Source organism: Psychrobacter sp. AOP7-C1-14 (assembly GCF_052376135.1).
Lineage (GTDB): Bacteria > Pseudomonadota > Gammaproteobacteria > Pseudomonadales > Moraxellaceae > Psychrobacter.
This window is the reverse complement of record NZ_JBQSVH010000003.1, coordinates 169,101-192,517: the sequence shown is the minus strand read 5'-3', so window position 1 is coordinate 192,517 and position 23,417 is coordinate 169,101. Positions and strand designations below refer to the sequence as shown.

The following is a 23,417-nucleotide window of genomic DNA, read 5'->3' as shown; positions in this document are numbered from 1 at the left end:
CAAATTTAAACACTGTCACAAAAAAGGCGTTCTATAAAAATATAGAGCGCCTTTTTTGCATCTGCTACTTAGGTAAGCTATAGCTTGTTAGATATGCTAAAAACGAACAAAGCGATTGGGTATGAGTTGAGCTTGCGCATCATCAGGATGCGGTATATCAGCTGCCCGCAATGTTTGGATAATCCAACTATCTGCCGCTTGTACAGCATCGATAAGAGCATCGCCCATTGCCAAGCGTCCAGCGATAAAGCTGGCGAGTGAACATCCTGAGCCATGGAACTCACCATCTAAGCGCGGCAAGGTACTTTTATGGACCATTTCGCCCTGTATATATAAGTATTGCTCTATGTCACCACTATCAAAATCATGTGAGGTTTTTACCAGTACAGCATGAGCACCTTGAGCGCATAGCTTTTGTGCACCAGCATGTAAGTCTTGCTCTCTGCTTAGGGCACGTAGCTCATGAGTATTTGGGGTGACTAAGGTAGCATAGGGCAGTAGTTTCTTGAATGCGCTAACTAGCGTCTCTTCATCGCCCAAACTACCACCGCTATTCGCGACCAATACAGGGTCTAAAACAAATGGCGTATTATTATCGATGATTTGATCAGTAAATAGGCTAGTCAACATTGCAATGTTATCAGTGGTACCGAGCATACCTGATTTGATAACACTAACAGGCAAGTCATCAAGGACTGCAGTAGCTTGAGCTTTTACCAATGATGCCGCACAAGCCTCAAAACCAAACACCTGCTGTGAGCTTTGGATAGTGACTGCCGTACACGCGATGGCCGCATGTGCCCCTGACTGTCCAATGGCCTCGATGTCTGCTTGTAATCCAGCACCGCCTGAAGGGTCTAATCCTGAAAAACATAGTGCGACAGGTCGCATAACAGCTCCTTTTGAGAGATTTTAAAGTAAGTGATAAATACTATAGCCACCTATTACTAAAAAATCTATCATAGTCTCATACTTGTGGATTGGGTATAAGACGTCAGAACGAGTAGGCCTAAACTTAATAAGCAGTTTGATCACTATATTTAGCAATAATATGACGCAATTTCCCATATAAAAATGCAATATAAGTGCTTGTATCTATAATTTTGATAAAAGCCGCATTAAATCTGTAGACAACGCTTGCAATTCGTTTTGGCTTTGTTATAATACTCGCCCACGACATGAGACGTATTGTTAGCATCAATACTATGTTTATAGAAATTTTATAAATGTCTTGAATCGTTAGGTGAAGTGGGTGAGTGGCTGAAACCAGTTCCCTGCTAAGGAACCATACGTGTAAGCGTATCGAGGGTTCGAATCCCTCCTTCACCGCCATTTATTCAGTTGTTATTAGAGTAGTAACGCAATATTCTGCGTTAAACATTTTAATAATTAATTCAAAAAATAATTTGTTTTAATTAAAAAATATGTTGACACAAGCGATATTATCTATATAATGACCAACCTAATTTACTGTAAAAGATATTATCTTCGCAGTGGATAAAGTGCAAAATACGCGCCTGTAGCTCAGTTGGATAGAGCACTTGGCTACGAACTAAGGGGTCGGGAGTTCGAATCTCTCCAGGCGCACCATTTGCATAATAGCTTAATATAAGCTAAAAATTATTAAAATAATCGCCTGTCTTATGACAATTGGCGGTTTTTTTATGTCTATAGCTTTTACCCTTCTACTTATCTATTCTACGACCAGCTCTTATGTTTACTATGATTGGATAGTCATTCATGATATTGGATAGTCATCTAGGATAATGTACGATAGCCCCACCATTTACGGTACAATAGCGTTACTATTCACTGCTTGCTATGAGCTTGTACCATGTCAAAAAGTCCATCTAAACGCCCGTCAAAAACGACTCATAAATCAAAATCTCAACCGAGTACGCCTGTACAGACAGATCCTAACGAAGAACCGACCATCGCTAAGCCTATGATTCGTGTCGTGGCGATTCTGTATGATGGTATGCTGATTTTAGCGTTATTATTTTTGGTAGGAACGATACTAACTGTAGTTGGTACGCTGTTGACTATGGAGACGGGTACTGAGTCCTCACAAGCACAGTCGCTGCCGCTTTGGTATCAGAATGTCATCATGACGCCGTCGTTTGTACTGACACTGGTAGCATTCTATGGGATATTCTGGCGCCGCGGTGGTCAGACATTGGGGATGCAGACGTGGCGATTAAAAACGATCAATGATGCGGGTCAGTGGCTAACGTGGGGACAGTCGTTTAAGCGTATTTTGGCTGCTTGTTTGATGCCGCTGATTTTCGGCATTATTGGCAGTCTTATTGATGGATCACGCGCCGCCTTATTGGCCAGTGCATTTCTTGGTTTGGTATTCAACTATGTGTTCTGTCTGTTCAACCCTCGCGGTCTGGCAGTACAAGACATGCTATCCAACACCATTACCCTAAAAATGCCGAAAGTGGCACATGAAGGGCTATGGCGCGGTTTTAAAAATCGTAAGAAAAAATCGTAGTCTGATCTTAGTTAGGTAATCATACAGCTGTATCATTACCTAACTGGCTCAACTCACACAGTTACATACTAACGCTTTGAATCAGCCATGCGGTATAGCCCACAAAAAACAGTACCAATGTGGCACCTGACGTACGACCGAATTGACGTTTTGTTGCAAAGGCAAACACGCACAGTGCAACCAGCAATATCGTTAATAGTCCCATTGCCATCACATCACGCGATAGAATGACTGGGTCAGCGGCAATAGGAGCGATAACGGTTGCCAAACCGACAACTGCTAAAGTGTTGAAAATATTAGAGCCGATGATATTACCAAGTGCCATATCATGCTCGCCCTTACGGGCTGCTGACAAACTCGATACCAGCTCGGGCAATGATGTCCCAATTGCGACAATCGTTAGACCAATGATTAACTCACTAAGCCCCCATAGCGTCGCCAACTCGACAGCGCCCCAAACGATAGCGCGTGAGCTGACTACTAGCATCAGCATACCGATAAATAAGCTCACCAGACCACGCGTTACGCTTGGTTCTAGCTTTTCTAAGCTCTCTGAGTTATTTAAGTGCTCTAAGTTATTTAAGTGCTCTGAGTCAGCATTAACCACGACCACATCGTCTTCGTGCTCATGATAGCCTTCGCGTATACTCATGATGATCTGTAGCCCTAAGACGGCGACCAATAATACTAATAGTACGATACCATCAGTTTGGCTCAACGTCCCATCACGTAGCTGCCAAGCGGCGATGACAGTAATCAGCAGTAGTAGAGGTAAGTCACGCTTTACGATGCCTTTACGGATGATAATAGGGCTAATTAATACAGTTGCACCGAGTACCAATGCGATATTGATGATATTTGAGCCATAAGCGTTGCCTAGGGCCAGCTCAGGGCTGCCTTCTAGCGCTGCTAGTACCGATACCACCATCTCAGGCGCTGACGTGCCTATACCTAGTATTAAAACACCAATTAGGAAGCTGGGCACACTAAACTTCTTTGCTAGTGCTGTCGCTCCATCAATGAAGACATCGGCACTCCAAACTAAAATTGCTAACCCAATCAGTATTGCAAGCGCGGCCAACCACATCAGTATGTTTCCTTGTATATGATGAAAAATGCGAATTTGATAAATAAAAATGGCATAAAAAAAGCCGAATCTTAATTTAGATTCAGCTTTCCCTTTAGCATCGAGATTTTTAGTAATAATAGCAGCTAATTCAAAGATGTAACTTTGTGTTTATCTTAAATTTACCAAAACCTCACCATCCTGTCATATTAAGCAACTTGTACAGGAATGATATTTGCTGTGTCTTTAACGGTATTGTCTTCGTTGCAATAGACCAGTTTTGGCTGATACGTTGACGCTTCAACTTCATCAAAATGCGCGTAAGCACAAATGATAACGATATCGCCCAAATCTGCCATATGAGCCGCAGCACCATTCAATGAAATAATACCAGAGCCCGCCTCAGCACGGATAGCATAGGTGCGAAAGCGCTTACCATTAGTCACGTTATAGATATCAATAGATTCATTTTCGCGTAGACCAGCAAGATCTAATAGATCACCGTCGATACCGCAAGAGCCTTCATAATGAAGCTCAGCGTGGGTCACACGAGCACGGTGTAATTTGCATTTAAGCATATTAAGTAGCATAGGTTGGTTCCTTGGCGTAACTGATATTAATTAACTAAATCAAAAGGTTAATGGGGATAAAACTACCAAAATAAAAGGTGGTTATAATTGACCATCATATTATTCTGGTAATTTAAAGCCATTAATTTGTGAACGTGCTTTTTCGACATCACCATCTAACAATAATGGGAGTGCTTCAAAAGCAGTTGTCAACGCGCTATCAATCGCAATCTGCTCATCAGGAGATGCTTTCGAGAGAACGTGTCCACTAACTTTAGACTTGTGACCAGGATGGCCGATACCCACACGCAGGCGATGAAAATCATTGCCAATATGCGGCGTGATATCACGTAGGCCGTTGTGACCACCATGTCCACCGTCTGTTTTGAGTTTGATACTACCAGCTGGAATATCGAGCTCATCATGAGCAATCAACAATTCATCATTTTTGATGCCATAGAAATTTACCATAGGCACCACTGACTGACCAGATTTATTCATAAACGTCAGCGGCATAAGTAAACGCACATCAGACCCATGAATCTGCCCACGCCCTGTCACTCCATGAAATTTCTTATCAGCGGAAAGCGTGATATTAAACTGCTGAGCCAAATGATGGACAAACCAAAATCCTGCATTATGACGCGTAAATATATACTGCTGACCAGGGTTACCAAGACCGACAATAAGCTTTATGGCCATAAAAACACCTTGCTTGAGTTTGATAAATAGGAGTAGGGTTTGAGATACTGATAGACAGTTTATTTTCAAACCTTACTTACAAAAACAGCAGGAGATATTCATCACCTGCTGTCTTATTGACTAGACGAGTGTGTCGATACGTGACATCAAATCAGATGCGACGTACCGATGGTATATTACTCGCTGTCTTTGTTTTCTTCAGTACCGTCGTTTTGCTCAGTAGCTGGTACTTCATCAGCATCAACATCGTCAGCATCTTCATCAACTTCTTCTACTGTTGGTGGCTGCATGTTAACGATAGTACGGTCATGGCCGTCTTCTAGCTCAAGCTCATGAATTACTACGCCTTCAGGAAGTTTGATGTCTGATAGACGGAACAAATCACCGATTTCCATGCCAGATACATCTACTTCTAGGTATTCAGGAAGTAGTGATGGAATGCAAACGATTTCGATATCAGATACTAGCGTAGATAGTACACCAGCAGCAGCAGTACCAGGCGCATCTTCACGACCAGTGAAATGCACAGGAACGTTCATGTGGATTTTCTGACCTTTTACAATGCGCTGGAAATCAGCATGCATTGGGAAGCCTTTAGCTGGATGGCGCTGCAAGTCTTTGATAACTGCTTGATGCTCTTCACCGTCAACATTGATAGTCAAGACGTGTGAGAAAAACGCTTCAAACTCTAGTGATTTTACTAGTTCGTTAAGCTTGATAGAGATAGCTGTTGGCTCTTCGTTACCACCATAGATGATAGCAGGAACTAAGTTCTGCTTACGTAGGCGGCGGCTCGCACCTTTACCTTGTAGTTCAGCAGCACGATCAACGGCGTTTAGTTCAAAATGATTAATGCTCATGGATATAATCCTATAAAAAAAATGATGAAGTGTCTGGTCATAAAAAAGTGGATTTGCGACCAATCCACTAATACGTGATGATAGCTAATATTATGGTCACGAATAAAACTCGCAATGTCTAAACTTAGCCATTTGCTTATAGCAGCGCTCGCTATGATAATTACCATAACGATGATTGCTTTTAAGCATGATCAGCACTTTTGATAGCGCTAGCCTAATAAAAACCACTAAAAGGTCAGCACAGGTGCGCATTATACGTGATTCTGTAGCAATAATAAAGACCTACGCAAAATGCCTACACAAAACAAAGCGCCAAGTAAGAATACTTGACGCTCTTTTTTTAACTATCCAAGATGTCTTACTACAGTCATTGCTATTCAAAAATACCGCAACGGCTGTTCAAAAAATAACCGTATCAAATTAGGCGTCAAACATTGCACTAATAGATTCTTCGTTATTGATACGGCGTAAGCTCTCAGCAAGCATCGGTGCAATACTTACCTGGCGAATTTTGCTACAAGCTTGAGCTTCGACTGATAATGGAATCGTATCCGTAACAACCACTTCATCCAGTGCAGATTCGCTGATGTTTTTCAGTGCGTTACCTGATAGAACAGGATGTGTGATATAAGCTAAGACGCGACGGGCACCGTTTTCTTTTAGTGCTTCGGCGGCTTTACACAATGTGCCTGCAGTATCGACCATATCATCAACAATAACGCAATCACGGTCACGAACATCACCAATAATGTGCATGACTTGTGACTCATTGGCACGAGCACGGCGCTTATCGATAATTGCCATGTCAGTATCGCCTAATTGCTTGGCCATCGCACGTGCACGAACCACACCGCCTACATCAGGTGAAACAACCATGATGTTGTCATAGTCTTGCTTTTGTAGGTCGTTTAGCAATACAGGTGTGCCGTAGATATTGTCTACAGGGATATCGAAGAAGCCCTGAATCTGATCTGAGTGCAAATCAACAGTCATTACGCGATCGATACTGACGATGTTTAGCATATCAGCGACCACTTTAGCCGAGATAGGTACACGAGCTGAGCGTGGACGACGATCCTGACGAGCATAACCAAAATACGGCATGACAGCTGTGATACGGCCAGCACTAGAGCGACGCAAAGCGTCAGCCATCATCATGATTTCCATCAAGTTGTCGTTGGTCGGTGCACAAGTAGGCTGCATGATAAACACATCTTTACCACGTACGTGTTCTTTGATTTCCACGGCAATTTCGCCATCAGAAAAACGCGTGATGTCAGCTTTACCAAGAGGTATGTGAAGATGATCGGCTACGGTTTTTGCTAATTCTGGGTGGGCATTACCCGTAAAAATCGCCAAATAAGGCATGACAGAAGTCCTATTGATTGACTCAAGCAGCGACCGCTAAGCAGTGACAAACTGCTCAAATTAAGAAAAGAGTGGTGAAGGTGTTGAAGTATACTATTAAAGTAATAAATGGCAGGGGTAGCTGGACTCGAACCAACGGATGTCAGGATCAAAACCTGATGCCTTACCAACTTGGCTATACCCCTGTAATGTCTAGATTGTGAACAACCGATAGCTAATAACAACTAACGAGCTGTTTTTAGCATGCTGTCACGACCTGTCAGTTATCTAAAAACGGATAAACCGTTTAAAACATAACTTTTCCCTAGCGGTGTCCATTGCGAACTATACCGAAACTGGGATAACGTTGTCAATGACAATAAGATAAGTGGCTGTTTATAAACCGCTTATGCTCAATGTATCTCTAACGCTTCGTACTAAAAAATGGCAGGGGTAGCTGGACTCGAACCAACGGATGTCAGGATCAAAACCTGATGCCTTACCAACTTGGCTATACCCCTATTGTGGCGACCTATTATAAGTAAATTTTCAGATTTTGCAAGTCATTTGCAGCTTTTTCTGGTATTTATTCATCATAGGTTGATGCTAGCGCTATTTTAACAAACTAAAATAGGCGGTCATACCGTTATCATTGTTTAGATAATAAGAAATTTAAAGGTCATATGTCTTTTTTAAGTTGCCAACGATATACCCTGAACAAGGCGCATCTTCAATCCATTTTGCCAACAGCTTTTTATCAGTGATAACGCTTGCATCCAATGGCAAAAACACTGCACTACCAGAGCCAGTCATGCGCGCTGTGCCCATTGCTTTTGCCTCTAACCCCTGTAAGTAACTCAAAGCATCTGTAACAGCAGGAGCAAGGCTCGTGACTACAGGCGTAAAGACATTATGATAGGGTGCAGTGAGCGTTTGTACATAATCAGCGTATTGGCTTCGAATAGTATCAATCGACAGGGGCGTGATATCTCGCTGTAGTTTTGGATGCGCGAAGAGCTTGGCAGTACTTACATGAGCGTCAGGTGTTAAAACTAAATAGTGCTGGTCAGGCAGCTCAATCGTAGACAGTTCCTCCCCAATACCCATGGCAATAGCGTCTTGACCAAAGATAAATATAGGTACATCGGCACCTACAGTCGAGCCAATCTTTATAAGCTCATCAGAAGTAAAATTAAGCTGCCAAATCTCATTGAGCACAAGCATAGTCGTTGCTGCATTAGATGAGCCACCACCCAATCCTGCGCCCATTGGCAAGTGCTTGTCTAAAGTAACATGCACTTGTGCTAACTGCTCAGGTAAAGGGTTTGACTGTATGGCAGACGCTAGCAGTGCGCGCGCTACTTTGAAGATTAAATTGTCTTCTATACTAGCAGTGATAGTTTCTGCACCATCTAGTATCAGTAATTGATGACAAAGTCGATCTGCATTTGAATCGTTATCAACCGTAGAAGTCACGGCGTTAACGCTGACCGAAAAATGTAAGTAGTCACCCCAGTTGAGCAGGCGGAAGACCGTTTGCAAATTATGATAGCCGTCGTCACGTTTGCCAGTGATGTGCAAAAACAAATTGAGTTTTGCAGGTGATAAACGGGTAATCGTAGAAGCAGATGATGCAGCTATGTTTTTAGTCATATTTTTTCATCGTAAGGTACAGTCATAAACAGCTATTTTAGCTAACACTGATGAGCAATTACCGATATTAATAAAGGACAGTTTAGTGATTAATGGTCATCACCACTTTATTGCCTTGAGGCTGTACGGCGCTGATTTTACTAGGCAGCTTGTCAGTACCCTTATAGGTGAAGCTGGCTGTCCACTCACCATTGACTGAGCTAATTAAGCGGCTTTGATCATCTAATTGTGGCGCACTGTCTGAAGGTGCTGGGCGACCAGAAATCCAATAAGGCATTTGTGAGATTGGTGCTTGCCAACCAGTTGCTTTCTTTAGCAAATTTTCGGGATCGTCAGCGGTCAATGTGCCTGTTTTTTCGCTGACTAACGTTGCTGTTTGACCATTATATTCGATGTTTGTTTTACCAATGCCGAGTGCTCCAATGAGCTCAATAGCAAATCGGTCGTTTTGCTGCCCCCATGCATAAAACGCACTACCACCTTGGGTACCTGTTGAATCATTCGCAGGTGTTGTTACCCCAATTTTACCCGTGATATTAAAGCTCTCTAGCTTTTTAGGTTGATCAGCGTTTTGACCTTGTACAGTAGACGTTGGCCGGTTGGTCGCGTTGGCTGTTTTTAATGACTGACAGCCAGAGGTGATGACCATCGTTGCAGTTATAGCAGTAAACAGAGCCAATTTATTTGGTTTATAAGAAGCGATTGATACTGACATGAGAGTTCCTCAAAAATGGAAATATAAACAAAGATATTAGCTTAAGCGTTATTTGTTGCTCGGTTATGCACGGCTGTTAGCTTCTTATAACGACCTTGTAATTTATAAATGCTTCGTTATTTATGGGAACCTTGTTACTCATCATGTCTCTATAATAACAAAGCCTAAATCGCAGCTCCAAAATAACTACCATCAATACAGCTGTATGCGATCATTGATATTATGCTGTCCAAACGAGAAGCGCTGCTGTAAGTCGGCGAGCAACGTCTCAACTTTATTATTATCGCCTAATCCTTGATAGCCGCGCAGCAAGAGCGAGCCTGAACGTAAGGTCGGTAGCACATCATAAGGTGTCTGTAGGTAGTCGATGACCTGCTGATAGTTTTCTTTGGCCAGCGCATTACTTGCCAACACATTTAGTGCTTGTAGATGTAGGTCGTTATCATAACGTGGGTCATCATAGCGAATCTGAATAATCGCTGTCGCCAATGCCAGACCCTGCTCTGAGCTGCGCTCATTTGCCAATAGCAATTGTGCATAGCTCAATTGATAGGACAAGTTGCTAGGATCCAATGCTTGCAGGTGGTTGAGCAAAGTGCGTTTAACGACATAGTCTTCTTTATCATCTAAAAGCTGAACTCGTGCAAAGAGTAGCATCTCATTATCAGGATATTTACGAGCGGCACGTGTTAGTAGACGCAGCGCTTCATCAGACTCGTTTTGCTGCCATAAGATATCGGCTTGCATAACAAAAGTATCAGGCGCGAAAACAGTGAAGTCTTTACGCAGCTTTTCTAAAGTCGTCATTGCAGCATCAACATTGTTATCAAGCAGTTCAAATGCCACTACTTTTCTACGTGCCTCTAACACCAAATCCTCTTGCATAACACTATTGAGATAGTATTTAGCTTGATCGTATAACTGCTGACGCTCAGCACTGATACCAAGGTAATAATAGGCTTGGTCAAGATAAGCTGGGCTCTTGGCAAGCATATTGAGTAGCTCATCGGCACTAGCGTACTCTTCAATATCTAGACTGACTAAGGCTGCGAGTAGAGTAATTTCAGAATCATCACTAAAGCGGCTATGCGCCTCAAGCAGTAATTCCCAAGCTTGCTCGCTTTGCTTTAAGTCTAATAGATATCGAATTTCGTACAGATATAAACTTTTGCTATCAGGGTTACGCAAGCGAGCTTGACTGACATAATTGATAACAGTCTCTGCGGTCACGATTTTGCGCAATATATCTGCTTTTAATGTAATAAAAGGCACATAGTCTGGCTGACGCTCTAGTGCTCGATTGATATGAACGATAGCGACTTCAGGTTCATTAAATTGATAGAGTAAACCTGCTTTTAATACCGACAATGAAGCATTTTGCTCGCTATCTAGTGGCTGCAACGCGGCAAGAAGCTCACGTTTGTCGTCATCGTTATTTGGATAGATACCTATGAGGATTTCGCTTAGGTCCGCACGTGGGTCATAACGTAAGATACGGTTTAGAGTTTCACCTGCTAATATATAGTCATGGGCGCGTAAGGCCAAATGCGCAACATAAAACCAAGCAGGCACGTGGTCAGGGTTTTGATCCTGCCATGTCTTGGCAAATTGCAATGAGTCTTCAACCCTTTCATTACGCAAAGACAAACTAAGTGCCCTCTCAAACACTGCTGTGGCATCTTCTTTGAAAGACTGCTGCTTATAGATAGTGACCGCACGCTGTTTGTCATCGCGATCGGCAGCAAACTCGGCATCTAATAGAGCATATAAACTTGGTTCGCTAAGTTCAGTCTGCCATAGGCTGGCTGGCGCTAAGCCATTAATGTTTTTTACGTTCTCTATGGTAAGTGTATCTTCGTTATAAGGTGTCTCAGTCTCAGCACTATTAATATTTGCTTTGTTATCAGCTACCTTATTATCAGTAGTAACAGACACTTTAGGAATCTGTGCTTCCAACAATGTGTCAGGGTGACTGGCATGAACAGGTGTCGTCAAACACAGGCACACGGCTAGAGACAATGCTAGTTTGTACCGTTGACGTAGGCGCTCAATAGCGACATGCAATAAAGCACGCAAGCTAGAGTATTCGCTATAGGAATGTGGTGACTGAGGTAATGAGCCAAAAAAAATCATAGATAGCCGTATTCGCCCGTGGTTTACCTACACAGATAAGGCAAGTTTGTTTTAATCATTGTAAGTTAGATACTGGCATATGTATCCATGACAAACATTATAAGAGTAGACGGATGATATAAACAATAGCATCCGTGTTACTCAGATATTGGCATGTCTGTTTTTAAGGACATGCTACTGGTAACGGTTATGTCGCCAAAGAATGATACTAAATATGATTAAAAGTAGATGTGTATGTTGAACTGAATATTATAGAAATATAACAAGTTAAGATAGAGTAAGCGAGTGATTTAACGTCGTATTGTTGATGATAGATCAAAATTCAGCTATTGATTTTATAAATCATATGAGTAGTTGATTTGTTACATTTTCGACCAGATACAGAGATATGGTTATCATAGATGGGTGAGTGTTAATTAAAGCCCGCAATAATGATATAATAGGCGGTTTTTAGGGTCTTCCTTTTTAGCGCTGTCGTCAAAAACTGTCTTTTAAAAAATAAGATAGCGTAAAGGGCAACTGAGCGTCATGTTTATGGTCTATCGATAATGAGATTAGTGGTCATTGGGGTCAATCACAAAACTGCACCAGTCGCTCTGCGAGAGCGCTTGGCACTTGTGGGTGACGATGTAAATGTCGCACTCAACCAAATAGAAGCCTTTACTGATGGTAGCGTGATTGTCTCTACTTGTAACCGCACGGAAATCTATGCGCTAGTGCCGCAAACATCAACGTCTCAGCACGCTAATAGCCAGTCATCTAATTTACAGTCACCCACTATGCAGGATGTCAAAGCTGCAGGACAGACATCCAACAATGCTTTTAGTAGTAGCATGAATATTTCATCTGCTGCGTTTAGTGCGCATATTACCAAAATCAAAGCGTGGTTAGCTGACTTCAAGCAATTGCCACTTATTGATATTGATCCTTATCTCTATGTACATCGTGACACTCATGCATTGACCCATTGGTTAAGAGTAGCTGCTGGTCTCGACTCTATGATACTGGGTGAGCCGCAGATTCTTGGTCAAATTAAAAACTCTGTGCATCTGGCTCAAGACCAAAAAGTACTCAGTAATCAGCTAGGCTGGATTATCGATCAAGTATTCGCTGCTGCCAAACGAGTGCGTAACGAGACACAGGTTGGTGCACAAGCTGTGTCGCTCAGCTTTGCCGCAGCCAAATTGGTCACACAGATATTTGATGATTTACCCAGTCGCACTTTATTGGTCGTTGCAGCAGGCGAGATGAATCGCTTAGTTGCCACCCATATCGCAGGGCTAGGGGTAGGGCGAGTCATTATCTGTAACCGTAACCCCGAACGTGCCGAAGCGTTAGCGGCTGAGCTACGTGGCCCTAATCGCCGCGTAGACGTTAGACCCTTACAAGAATTACCGCAAGTATTGGCAGAAGCCGATATTGTCAGCAGTTGTAGTGGCAGTATGAATTTGTTGATCGATAAGACAATGACCATACAAGCGTTAAAACGTCGTCGTTATCAGCCAATGCTTATGATAGATTTGGCCGTACCGCGCGATATCGATTCGGCCATTAGCCGGATTGATGATGTTTATCTGTATTCTGTCGATGACTTGCAGCATGTCATTGCAGGTAATATTGAGCAACGTCGCCAAGCCGCAGTTGACGCTGAGCTGCTAGTGAGTCAACTGGTTGTTGAAATAGATCGCCGTTTTCAGGTTCGCCAAGTCGGCAAAGACATTCAGCAGTACCGCGCGTGTACTCAGGGTCAAGTCGATAAATTGCTGCATGAGTCTATTGCCAAACTGCAACAAGACGATGTCAGTCCAGAAGATATCATCACTGAGCTATCACGACGTCTGACTCAAACACTGACCCATGCACCTTCAAAACTGATGCGCAAAGCCGCACGCGAAGGCGATAGTGAACTGCTAGACTTCGTGGTGTCAGGGTTACAGGATGCTCATCGCGGGCATTGATGTTTTTATCATGACTTTATAAATCAAAACTTATCAATCAATCTATATCAGTAAATCTATACCAATAAACGCTCGATAGCACAAGTCATATCGTTGCCTGAGCGTATCGTTGTCAACCTTCAGTATCAGTGCTAATATCGAACTCTCATAGATGGCTTAGGTCAGGATATGTGCTGGTGTTTGCTCGTAATATGACTATAAATATATTAACTTAATGTTAGTAAACTTCATCAGTGTTCGTTGTTTGTTTCAAAACAAGAAAATTCTAGACAGCGCAAGACCTCACCATCACAAATAATAGCATTTGATTATAGTGCTATCTAATCAATGCTGCATATTATCTAACCATACACTAGGAGTGTTCAATGCCTGCATTACGTCAAGATATCGATCCAAACGGCTTATTAGAGTATTCAGTGGTTTACACCGATCGCGCGCTGAACCATATGTCAAAAGCCTTTCAGCAAGTGATGAACGACCTATCTAGTGACCTAAAATCTGTGTATAACGCTGACGCAGTGGTGATCGTTCCTGGTTCTGGCACTTATGGCATGGAAGCAGTCGCCCGTCAGTTGGCAAATGACGAAGACTGCCTAATCATTCGTAATGGTTGGTTCAGCTATCGTTGGACGCAAATCTTAGAAAAAGGCAAAATCGCCAAATCATCTACAGTACTCACGGCTAACCGTGCCGATGATAGTGAGTCGCCGAAGCCGTTTGCACCAGTCGATATCGATACGGCTGTTGCCAAAATTAAAGAAGAAAAGCCAGCAGTCGTATTTGCGCCGCATGTCGAAACCTCATCGGGTATTATCTTATCAGACGACTATATCAAAGCGTTGGGCGAAGCTGTACATAGCGTTGGTGGGTTATTAGTCATTGACTGTATCGCTTCAGGCTGCGTATGGTTAGATATGAAAACATTGGGTGTTGATGTGCTGATTAGCGCACCACAAAAAGGCTGGAGCAGTACACCGAGCGCTGGATTGGTCATGCTCAGCGATGCTGCTATCAAAAAAGTAGACAGCACTGAATCTGATAGCTTTAGTATCGATCTAAAACAATGGCTAAACATCATGCGTGCTTACGAAAATGGCGGCCATGCGTACCATGCGACTATGCCAACAGATAGCTTGCGTCAGTTCCGCGATGCTGTGAATGAAGCCAAAACAATCGGTTTTGATAAATTGTGTGACGCGCAGTGGACACTTGGTAAACGTATCCGTGAAGTACTAGAAGCCAAAGGCGTTGAGAGCGTTGCTGCTGAAGGTTATAAAGCGCCTGGCGTTGTCGTTTCTTATACCGATCGTGATGACATACATAAGGGTAGTGCGTTCGCTGAAATTGGTGTGCAAATCGCTGCTGGCGTGCCATTAAAAGTAGGTGAGCCTGATAACTTTAAAACCTTCCGTTTAGGTCTGTTTGGTTTGGATAAATTGACTGATATTGATGGCACAGTAGAACGTTTTGAAGCGGCGCTTGATAAAGTGCTGAGCCAGTAATCATAGCAATTAAGAGGGCTGATAAAGATATTGATGTGATAGTTTATTAAGTATTCTTCAGCTTCCTTTTTAAAGCCTCTGCAGTACAGTCTTTACAGTTATAAAAAATACTGAATCACTAGTGTCATGCTAGGTTCAGTATTTTTTTACCCTTTTATTATATTTTACAATATAATGTATTTTTATAATATAATACTTAAGCACGTATTCAATGAACTTAATTAGGTAGTCCGTTATGAGTATACAAATAGACTGGCAAGCATTTACGCCGATTTCCTTAGTTGGGGGTCTAATGTTAGGTGTAGCGACGGTTATCTTACTGCTGGGTATCGGTCGTATAGCAGGCATCAGTGGTATTTTTTCAAGCTTGCTAAAACCTAAGCGTGTAGAGATGTGGCAAGTGCTATTTATACTGGGCTTGGTCATCTCACCGCTACTATATCAGTTGGCAAGACCGTTACCTGAAGTAGCTATTAGTACCTCTTTGCCACTATTGATTGGTGCAGGGTTGTTGGTCGGCTTTGGCACGCGTTTAGGTTCAGGATGTACGAGTGGACATGGTATTTGTGGTAATGCACGCCTGTCTCCACGGTCATTGGCAGCGACCGTCACCTTTATGCTGTTTGGGATTGTGACCGTTTATATCGGTCGTCACGTACTGGGCTTGCTATAGCTCATTCATGACAAATTGCGGAATGAAGACTGATAGTCGGGCTACTGCGCGAACAACATACAATGGTTAATAGAAGATAATAGCGAGATACAACGATGCTAAAAAATATAATCGGGTTACTAGCAGGATTGCTGTTTGGACTTGGACTACTGGTGTCAGGTATGACCGATCCTGTGAAAGTACAAGGGTTTTTGGACGTATTTGGCAAATGGGATATCTCCCTTGCACTGGTGATGGGCGGCGGTCTGATAGTCGCGTTTTTCGGTGTGCGATTGGCAAAGCGTCAACAGAGCAGCTGGATTGGCACACCGATTGATATGCCAAGCAAAACCGTCATTAATAAAAAGCTGCTTATTGGTGCGATGTTGTTCGGTATCGGTTGGGGGCTGGTTGGTATTTGCCCGGGACCGGGAATTGTATTGCTCGGTACGGGCCAGTGGCAAGCATATGTGTTTATTCCTGCTATGGTTATAGGGATGCTAATTTATCAGTGGCTTGAGCCTAAGCTTGGCTAATATGATTGGCTCTCTATAAATAGAAGAGTGCTCAAAAAAAAGGTCAGCTACATATAGCTGACTTTTTTGATGGATGGTAATTGATGATAAGACTTAATAAATCGCCGCTTTATTTGGCACTGGCGGTTACTTTCGGCGTTTCGTGTGCCAATGATTTAGCCGCTTGGCGTAGCTCAAACTTTTGCACTTTACCGGTACTGGTTTTCGGTATTTCGGCAAAGACAATATACTTCGGCACTTTAAAACCTGCTAGGTGCTGACTGCAGTGCTCCATCACCGTGTCACGTTGCAGGGTGCTACCAGCGTGAATCTCGATAAAGGCAACGGGCATTTCACCCCATTTGTCATGTGGCGCGGCGACGACAGCACAGCTCTCAATCGCAGGTAGTTTATATAAGACGTTTTCTACCTCGATACTAGAGATATTCTCACCGCCTGAGATGATAATATCTTTTAGTCTGTCCATGATTTTGATATAGCCATCAGGATATTTGACACCCAAATCGCCCGTACGGAACCAGCCATCAGCGAATGCTTCTTCGGTAGCTTTGCGACTTTTTAGATAGCCTTTCATCACCATATTGCCACGTAGCGCCAGCTCACCCATCTCTTCTCCATCAGCGGCAACGGGTTCAGTCGTACCTTGCTTAAATACTTCAAACCCTGCCATCAAATGAGAAGTCATACCTTGACGTGATTTCATTTGAGCGCGTGTGGCCACATCGAGCTCATTCCATGCTTCTTGTTCAGCGCAGACCGTTACTGGCCCATATACTTCAGTGAGACCGTAAACATGCGAGATATAAAAGCCCATCGCTTCCATCGCTGCCAACATGGTCTCAGACGGCGGTGCACCAGCGACCCAGCCTTTGACTGTATGGGTAATGGCTTCTTTATACTCTGGTTTGCCGCCAGCAATCATATTGTGCACGACTGGTGCAGAGCAGTAGTGGGTAACTTGATGCTTGGCAATCAGCTGCAATATCAAATCAGCATCAATCTTTCGCAAGCATACATTGACCCCAGCACGCTCGGCGATGGTCCACGGAAAACACCAGCCGTTGCAATGAAATAGTGGCAGCGTCCATAGATACATGGGGTGTTTTGGCATGTCCCAATCTAAAATATTAGAGACAGCGTTAAGGGTTGCGCCGCGATGGTGATAGACCACACCTTTGGGCTTGCCTGTCGTACCAGAGGTGTAATTCAGCGCAATAGCGTCCCATTCGTCCAATGGCATCTCCCAGTTATCTAAGCTGTCTGAACTGGCTACCAATGCTTCATAACTCATGTACCCAAAGCGCTCGACATCGACAGCCTTGTCTGTTGAGTGGATAACAATTAAGTCTGGAAAAGTCTCATCAATAATCTCAGCATGTTCAGCAAACTCGCTATCTAAGATTAAGACCTTTGCTTCGGAATGCTGCAAACAAAAAGTGAGTGCATTGATATCAAGTCGCGTGTTCAAGGTACAGAGTACGCCGCCTGACATCGGTACACCAAAGGCGCATTCGACCATCGCCGGAGTATTCGGTAGCATCACGGCCACCGTGTCGTTTTTATCGATGCCCAGTTTGCGCAGGCCGTCAGCCAGTTGGCGGCAGCGAGTATAGGTTTGTTGCCATGTCTGAGTGAGGCTATTGTGTTCTAGGTCGTCATAAATGATGGCAGTCTTGTTAGGATAAACTTGAGCGCTGCGAATGATAAAATCAATAGGGGTAAGTGGTTGATGATTGGCGGCGTTTTTGCCAAGACCTGTATGGAAATCTGTCATGATGATAGTCCTTTATCGTATTTCTAAAATTCGTCAATACATTAGCTTAGTACAGTAATCTAGCATAGAAGTTACAGGTATAAGTCGATATTTATCGATTTATACCGTTAGTCTAATCTCTAAATGATATTAAGCTAATGGTATACAATCTACCTCAAAAGTTGGCTAGGTTTTGTGGTGTTTGCTTAACCATATACCGCAGTACAGCCTGATACACCGTACCGCTCGTGATAGCAATTAATATAGTGCTCACTCATCAGTCGCTTGTCTGCATAGCTGACAATAATGGCGGTGTGTTACGATATCGATGATGCTAAATCCCGTAGCACCACTATTTATAAAAAGCCGCTTTTAAGAAGCTGTCTCAAAAACTATTCATAAGGAAAATGATATGTCTGCCAGCCACAGTGCCAATACGATCCAAACCGCTAGCACCAATGAACACTATCCGCATTTATTTGAGCCGCTAGATTTGGGCTTTACTACGCTAAAAAACCGTATGGTTATGGGCTCGATGCATACCGGGCTTGAAGATCGTTTTTATAATTACGGTAAGCTGGCAGCGTATTTTGCAGAACGTGCCAAAGGTGGCGTGGCAATGATGATTACTGGCGGTATCTCGCCTAACCGTGAAGGTTGGTTGTTGCCTGCTGGCGGCACGATGAATACCAAAGCTGACGTTATTAACCATCAGCGCGTCACCCGTGCCGTGCACAAGCACGATAGCAAAATCATCATGCAGATATTGCACAGTGGTCGCTATGGCTATCATCCGTTTGCCGTATCATCTAGCCCAATCAAGTCACCAATCTCACCGTTTAAGCCACGCAAGATGAGCATCAAAAACATCGAGCAGACGGTAAAAGACTATGCTCGCTCAGCGAAACTTGCCAAGCAAGCAGGCTATGATGGCGTCGAAATCATGGGTTCTGAAGGTTATCTACTTAATCAGTTTTTATCAAGCCATGTGAACAAGCGTAAAGACGTTTATGGTGGTGACATTCATGGTCGTATGAAATTCGCTGTCGACGTGGTCAAAGCGGTACGCGAAGCGACTGGCGAAGACTTTATTATTCTATTCCGCTTATCAGTGATTGATTTGGTCAAAGACGGTAACGTCATGGATGAAGTAATCACCGTGGCCAAAGCGCTAGAAGAAGCGGGTGTAACTATCATGAACACTGGTATCGGCTGGCATGAAGCGCGTGTCCCGACTATCGTGACTAGCGTGCCACGAGCAGCTTTCGTTGATTTCACTGCTGAAATCAAAAAACATATTAGCATTCCGATGATGGCGGCCAACCGTATCAATATGCCAGAAACAGCAGAAGAGATCGTTGCGACTGGTCAAGCTGACATGATTCAAATGGCACGTCCATTCTTGGCTGATGCGCATTGGGTTAATAAAGCCAAAAATGGTCAGACAGATCGCATCAATACCTGTATCGCTTGTAACCAAGCATGCCTCGACCATACGTTCGAAAACAAACGCTCGACTTGTTTGGTCAATCCGCAAGCTTGTTATGAGACTGAATTGGTCTATAAGAAAACTAAAAAGCCGAAAAAAGTCGCTGTCATCGGTGGCGGTGTCGCTGGTATGTCAGCCGCTCATGTGGCTGCTTTACGTGGTCATGACGTGACTCTGTTTGAAGCAAAAGACGTGCTAGGCGGTCAGTTTAACTATGCCAAAGTCATCCCTGGTAAAGAAGAATTCTTTGAGACCATTCGTTACTATATTAATGAGCTTGAGCATCTAGGTGTTAAGATCAAACTAAATACCAAAGTCGATAAAGACATGCTGGAAAAAGCTAAGTTTCATCATGTTATTGTGGCAACGGGTGTCGTACCTAGAAGTCTAGAAGGTAAGCTAGAAGGGGCTGAGCTGCCACAAGTCATGAGCTATGCTGAACTGCTGTCTGGCGAAAAAGCAGTGGGTAACACAGTCGCAGTCATCGGTGCTGGTGGTATTGGGTTTGATGTAAGTGAGTATCTCACAGCCAATCACGGTCAGTCGCTGGACGAAATCGGCCCTGAAGGACTAAAAGATCCAAGCTATCGTCCTGAGCCGCAGTCAATTAGCGAGTGGCGTGAAGAATGGGGCGTGACCAATGATACTGACTATCAAAGTGATGGTGGACTGGTCAGACCACACGCAATCAAACCGATTCGCCAAGTATATTTAATGCAGCGTAGCAAAGGTCGTTTGGGTAGTGGACTAAACAAAACCTCAGGCTGGGTACATCGTGCGCATATCAAATCTCATGGTGTCATCCAAGTCGCTGGCGTGCAATATGACAAAATCACAAACGAAGGCATCTGGGTCACTAACCCACAAGGTCAAAGCCAGTTACTACGTGTCGACAGTGTCGTTGTCTGTGCCGGTCAAGAGTCAGTCGTTGAGCTGATGCCAAACGTTGGTGATGCGCCAGACGCGCAATACCATCTAATTGGCGGTGCAAAACTGGCAGCTGAGCTAGATGCCAAACGTGCGATTCGTGATGGCGCTGAAGTCGCTGCTCAGATCTAGACTGTTTAGCATTAGCGTTAAATAATGGACGGCGAGAGGATATCTCTTGCTGTCTTTTTTTATTTAGAATGAAAATTTGACTTATTACATTGGATATTCAGTTCAGCTTATGTTTGTTCTGAGAGAATCGAGAGATTTTGTTCACTTATTCACGCTCTAATACAATACCATCAAAATAACCACGCACTCCGCAACGCCCCCACCTAAATTGATTGTCAATATCTCTTAATAGTAATTGATATTTGCCTTTATAAGCTGCCGGATATAATCGTAGTTCTAGGGTTTCATCTGTCTGATTACTATCGTTAATGACCCAGTGGTTTTGTGACCACTTTGCGATACTATCTCCAATACTACAACTATGATAGTTAGTAAAAATCAAATCACTTTCAATCACAGAAAGATAAGGTTTGTTATTAACCTCATTGATCGATAAAGTATTTTTTGCGTCTTGCAAAGTATTTTTGCGCTTACCATCTACGTTATAGATTGAAAGCTGGAAGTTCTTAGAAAATTCTCCAAAGGCACTTTTACTCGGTAAGTCAGAAGAACTTAATTCATCTGAAAAATTCCAAGCCACACCGTAATTGGTTTGCTCTTCGATGTGCTCTGTATACTCACGGATGAGACATTCGGTATCTTTACAAGTATTGCGCTGAAAAGTTAGCCATAATTTCTGATCTATAATCACATTGTTTTTGTAGACTTCACTGTCTTCGTTGTTAGCTGCATTGTTGATATCTTCTCTATATTTTTTTGCCATAGCTTTGTCAAGATCAGACAATTCAGTGTTCGTACAAATAGTTTTTTCTATCCAAGTAGTCGCTTTATTGCAATCGAAACTTGCTGAATTTGCATGAGTGGAGAGCAGGCAAGCGCCTAAAATATTGATTGTAGTGACGCATAACCTTTTCATATTACCCTCGTTTTTTAGAGCTTGATTGTATTTTAAGAAAGCTATAACGGTGATATACGTGTCACCATCACTTTCTGCAAAAAACAAATCAGTCCATACATCCTAGCCCAGCCAGCCTCACTTACCAACTGCCAATATTTTCCATCGAAATCCAAGGCTCAATAGGTTTTAAGTCTTCGCCATTTTGTAGCAGCTCAATTGAAATATTATTAGGGTCTTTAACAAAAGCCATATGGCCATCTCTAGGCGGTCTTAATATCTCGACCCCTGCCTGTATAAAGGTGTCGCACTGCGCGTATATGTTGTCGACTCTAAAGGCAAAGTGCCCAAAATTATCGCCATTGGTATATTCTCTTTCATCCCAGTTGTGTGTCACCTCAATCTCTGGCGCACCCTCATGCGTTGCTAAAAAGTATAAACTGAACCTTCCTGACTCAGAGTCTCTTTTTCTTAGCAACTGTAAGCCCATAAGGTCACAATAGAAAAATAACGTTTCTTCTAGTTTGTTGGTTCTAATCATTGCATGTAAATACTTCATGAAAATACCTTAGTATTGATGAATCATAAAAAATGGAGTAGTGGCAAGGTGCTGGTTATGCATCATTAATATACAAAATCTCAAATGGCGTATGTATGAAATCAACATCATTCACTATATAAAGCGCATTTATATTAGTAAGTTTTTATCAAGCAGTGTAAGCGGCATACCTTGCAATACTTGCTAAATTAAATCTGACGTCGCAAAACCTAACTTTCCATCTCACCAGCCAACCATTTTTCAAAATCACTAATTTGCGCTGCTAATGCAGGTTGCGAGTTAGCCAGTTCATCGAGTTTGTTTTTAATCTCAGGCTTACTATATTTAACACCAGTCAGTGTATCTTTGAGTAGGTCTATGAGCTCAATATTTAACGCGTCGGAGAAAATGACAACTTCGCGAATTATGGCTTGCTTCACATCCATGTGTACATCCATTATGCCCCAATCGAAGCGCGTCTCGATATGATGAGTAAACTCAGGCGTTTTACCAAAGCGCCAGTCCCAGTCTGCCATTTGCTGATAGTAGGTATTTAGTGTCGGCTGCTTAGCAAGGCTGGCTTCATCTAATTGCTCAACCTGTGCAGTCTCTCCATAATACTCACAAAACGCTTCAATAATCGCATCAGACAAGATTTGATGATTGATAGTCTCATTAAAATCTATCAAGTTTGCGACGCGTGCGCGTACAGACTTAATACCTTTGGCTTTAAGTTTTAATGGATGCGGGTTTAGATAGTCGCCAAGCTTTTGCATGTTGGCATTGACCAGTAATGTGCCATGATGAAAGCTGCGATCGGCTGCGTGCTTAAAGGCACTGCCTGATATTTTGCGGTCGCCGACCTGCATGTCGTTACGTCCAGATAGCGTGGCTTCGATGCCTAATTTTCTAAGCGCATTGATGATGATAGTGAAGTTTGCTTCTTGGTCGTAATCGTCTTTAGGAGATAAAAAGGTAAAGTTGGTATTACCCAAATCATGGAATACTGCGCCGCCACCGCTCTGACGCCGCGCCAAAAATACATCGTCTGCTTCCATTTTATCGGTTTTGCACTCTACCCATGGGTTTTGAGAGCGTCCAATAACCACGGTCTCAGAGTTACGCCATAAAAATAGAGTATGCGAGTCGGGGTTGAGTGTGTTAAATATCCAATCCTCGGTGGCAAGGTTAAACCAAGGGTTAGTCACGGCAGATTTTAGGATGCGCAGTTTCATGTATTTGACTCTTTGATAAACTGGGTTGGTGAGCAGGTTTTATAGATGGATACCATTCTTACCGATGCAAGGTTGTAATTCAATGGCTGTGTGATAAGGAGGGTGGTTTTAGGCTTAGAAGGAATTGAGTTTATTAATAAAGTGTTTGATAGAATCCCATAAAGACTAGCACTCAGATCAATATAGTCGAAGCCCTAGATTTTAGCGAGCAGCACTAAAAAGCTGAGCAATACGCTCAGTTCTATCACACTGCAAATT

The 23,417-nt window shown here is 43.0% G+C and carries 19 protein-coding genes and 4 tRNA genes; 8 read left to right on the top strand and 15 right to left on the bottom strand.

Annotated elements, in window-relative coordinates; genetic code table 11:
- Positions 1–96 precede the first annotated feature (96 nt).
- On the bottom strand, positions 97–891 hold the full coding sequence (locus ACT3QN_RS04515; protein WP_444529062.1) for a hydroxymethylpyrimidine/phosphomethylpyrimidine kinase: 795 nt from the start codon (positions 889–891) through the stop codon (positions 97–99).
- Between the two features lie 351 nt (positions 892–1,242).
- Here ACT3QN_RS04515 and ACT3QN_RS04510 point away from each other — a divergent pair.
- The 3 genes from ACT3QN_RS04510 to ACT3QN_RS04500 all read left to right on the top strand — a co-directional run bounded on the left by ACT3QN_RS04510 (position 1,243) and on the right by ACT3QN_RS04500 (position 2,497).
- Positions 1,243–1,332: transfer RNA gene (locus tag ACT3QN_RS04510), tRNA-Ser, on the top strand.
- Positions 1,333–1,513: 181 nt separating this feature from the next.
- A tRNA-Arg gene (locus tag ACT3QN_RS04505) sits at positions 1,514–1,590 on the top strand.
- Between the two features lie 244 nt (positions 1,591–1,834).
- Positions 1,835–2,497: an RDD family protein gene (locus tag ACT3QN_RS04500; protein WP_444519881.1), complete on the top strand. Its 663-nt coding sequence runs from the start codon at positions 1,835–1,837 to the stop codon at positions 2,495–2,497.
- 61 nt (positions 2,498–2,558) lie between these two features.
- On the opposite strand, the gene ACT3QN_RS04495 is transcribed toward ACT3QN_RS04500, so the two are convergent.
- The 10 genes from ACT3QN_RS04495 to ACT3QN_RS04450 form a co-directional block, all read right to left on the bottom strand.
- Positions 2,559–3,584 carry a calcium/sodium antiporter gene (locus ACT3QN_RS04495; protein WP_444529061.1) on the bottom strand — a complete coding sequence of 342 codons (1,026 nt, stop codon included), beginning with the start codon at positions 3,582–3,584 and terminating at the stop codon, positions 2,559–2,561.
- A 188-nt stretch (positions 3,585–3,772) separates the two neighbouring features.
- The gene (gene panD / locus ACT3QN_RS04490; protein WP_010196068.1) at positions 3,773–4,153 is read right to left on the bottom strand and encodes an aspartate 1-decarboxylase; all 381 of its coding nucleotides are present in this window, start codon (positions 4,151–4,153) and stop codon (positions 3,773–3,775) included.
- 99 nt (positions 4,154–4,252) lie between these two features.
- On the bottom strand, positions 4,253–4,834 hold the full coding sequence (gene pth, locus ACT3QN_RS04485) for an aminoacyl-tRNA hydrolase (protein ID WP_444529060.1): 582 nt from the start codon (positions 4,832–4,834) through the stop codon (positions 4,253–4,255).
- 176 nt (positions 4,835–5,010) lie between these two features.
- Positions 5,011–5,694: a 50S ribosomal protein L25/general stress protein Ctc gene (locus tag ACT3QN_RS04480; RefSeq protein WP_444519878.1), complete on the bottom strand. Its 684-nt coding sequence runs from the start codon at positions 5,692–5,694 to the stop codon at positions 5,011–5,013.
- 420 nt (positions 5,695–6,114) lie between these two features.
- On the bottom strand, positions 6,115–7,062 hold the full coding sequence (locus ACT3QN_RS04475) for a ribose-phosphate pyrophosphokinase (RefSeq protein WP_444519877.1): 948 nt from the start codon (positions 7,060–7,062) through the stop codon (positions 6,115–6,117).
- 109 nt (positions 7,063–7,171) lie between these two features.
- Positions 7,172–7,247 (bottom strand) — tRNA-Gln (locus tag ACT3QN_RS04470).
- Between the two features lie 239 nt (positions 7,248–7,486).
- Positions 7,487–7,562: transfer RNA gene (locus ACT3QN_RS04465), tRNA-Gln, on the bottom strand.
- A gap of 151 nt (positions 7,563–7,713) precedes the next feature.
- On the bottom strand, positions 7,714–8,694 hold the full coding sequence (ispE, locus tag ACT3QN_RS04460; RefSeq protein WP_444529059.1) for a 4-(cytidine 5'-diphospho)-2-C-methyl-D-erythritol kinase: 981 nt from the start codon (positions 8,692–8,694) through the stop codon (positions 7,714–7,716).
- A gap of 82 nt (positions 8,695–8,776) precedes the next feature.
- Positions 8,777–9,409 carry a lipoprotein insertase outer membrane protein LolB gene (gene lolB / locus ACT3QN_RS04455; protein WP_444529058.1) on the bottom strand — a complete coding sequence of 211 codons (633 nt, stop codon included), beginning with the start codon at positions 9,407–9,409 and terminating at the stop codon, positions 8,777–8,779.
- Between the two features lie 192 nt (positions 9,410–9,601).
- Positions 9,602–11,542, bottom strand: a complete 1,941-nt coding sequence (locus ACT3QN_RS04450) for a tetratricopeptide repeat protein (RefSeq protein WP_444529057.1) — start codon at positions 11,540–11,542, stop codon at positions 9,602–9,604.
- 548 nt (positions 11,543–12,090) lie between these two features.
- Between ACT3QN_RS04450 and hemA the strand changes: the two genes are divergently transcribed.
- The 4 genes from hemA to ACT3QN_RS04430 all read left to right on the top strand — a co-directional run bounded on the left by hemA (position 12,091) and on the right by ACT3QN_RS04430 (position 16,190).
- Positions 12,091–13,500 carry a glutamyl-tRNA reductase gene (hemA, locus tag ACT3QN_RS04445; protein WP_444529056.1) on the top strand — a complete coding sequence of 470 codons (1,410 nt, stop codon included), beginning with the start codon at positions 12,091–12,093 and terminating at the stop codon, positions 13,498–13,500.
- A 365-nt stretch (positions 13,501–13,865) separates the two neighbouring features.
- The gene (locus ACT3QN_RS04440; RefSeq protein WP_444529055.1) at positions 13,866–15,002 is read left to right on the top strand and encodes an aminotransferase class V-fold PLP-dependent enzyme; all 1,137 of its coding nucleotides are present in this window, start codon (positions 13,866–13,868) and stop codon (positions 15,000–15,002) included.
- A 235-nt stretch (positions 15,003–15,237) separates the two neighbouring features.
- Positions 15,238–15,675, top strand: a complete 438-nt coding sequence (locus ACT3QN_RS04435) for a YeeE/YedE family protein (protein WP_191114580.1) — start codon at positions 15,238–15,240, stop codon at positions 15,673–15,675.
- Positions 15,676–15,770: 95 nt separating this feature from the next.
- Positions 15,771–16,190, top strand: a complete 420-nt coding sequence (locus ACT3QN_RS04430; protein ID WP_444529054.1) for a DUF6691 family protein — start codon at positions 15,771–15,773, stop codon at positions 16,188–16,190.
- 109 nt (positions 16,191–16,299) lie between these two features.
- Here the strand turns inward: ACT3QN_RS04430 and ACT3QN_RS04425 are convergent, their stop codons facing one another.
- Entirely contained in the window at positions 16,300–17,964 is a 1,665-nt protein-coding gene (locus tag ACT3QN_RS04425; protein WP_444529053.1) for an AMP-binding protein, read from the bottom strand.
- A gap of 391 nt (positions 17,965–18,355) precedes the next feature.
- Here ACT3QN_RS04425 and ACT3QN_RS04420 point away from each other — a divergent pair, with 391 nt between their 5' ends.
- On the top strand, positions 18,356–20,491 hold the full coding sequence (locus tag ACT3QN_RS04420; RefSeq protein ID WP_444529052.1) for an FAD-dependent oxidoreductase: 2,136 nt from the start codon (positions 18,356–18,358) through the stop codon (positions 20,489–20,491).
- Between the two features lie 145 nt (positions 20,492–20,636).
- Here the strand turns inward: ACT3QN_RS04420 and ACT3QN_RS04415 are convergent, their stop codons facing one another.
- The 3 genes from ACT3QN_RS04415 to ACT3QN_RS04405 form a co-directional block, all read right to left on the bottom strand.
- Positions 20,637–21,494, bottom strand: coding sequence for a lysozyme inhibitor LprI family protein (locus ACT3QN_RS04415; RefSeq protein ID WP_444529051.1), 858 nt, complete (start codon positions 21,492–21,494; stop codon positions 20,637–20,639).
- A gap of 34 nt (positions 21,495–21,528) precedes the next feature.
- On the bottom strand, positions 21,529–21,945 hold the full coding sequence (locus ACT3QN_RS04410) for a VOC family protein (protein ID WP_444529050.1): 417 nt from the start codon (positions 21,943–21,945) through the stop codon (positions 21,529–21,531).
- A 209-nt stretch (positions 21,946–22,154) separates the two neighbouring features.
- Positions 22,155–23,159 (bottom strand): lipoate--protein ligase, encoded by a 1,005-nt coding sequence (locus ACT3QN_RS04405; RefSeq protein ID WP_444529049.1) that lies wholly within the window; start codon positions 23,157–23,159, stop codon positions 22,155–22,157.
- Between the last annotated feature and the right edge of the window lie 258 nt (positions 23,160–23,417).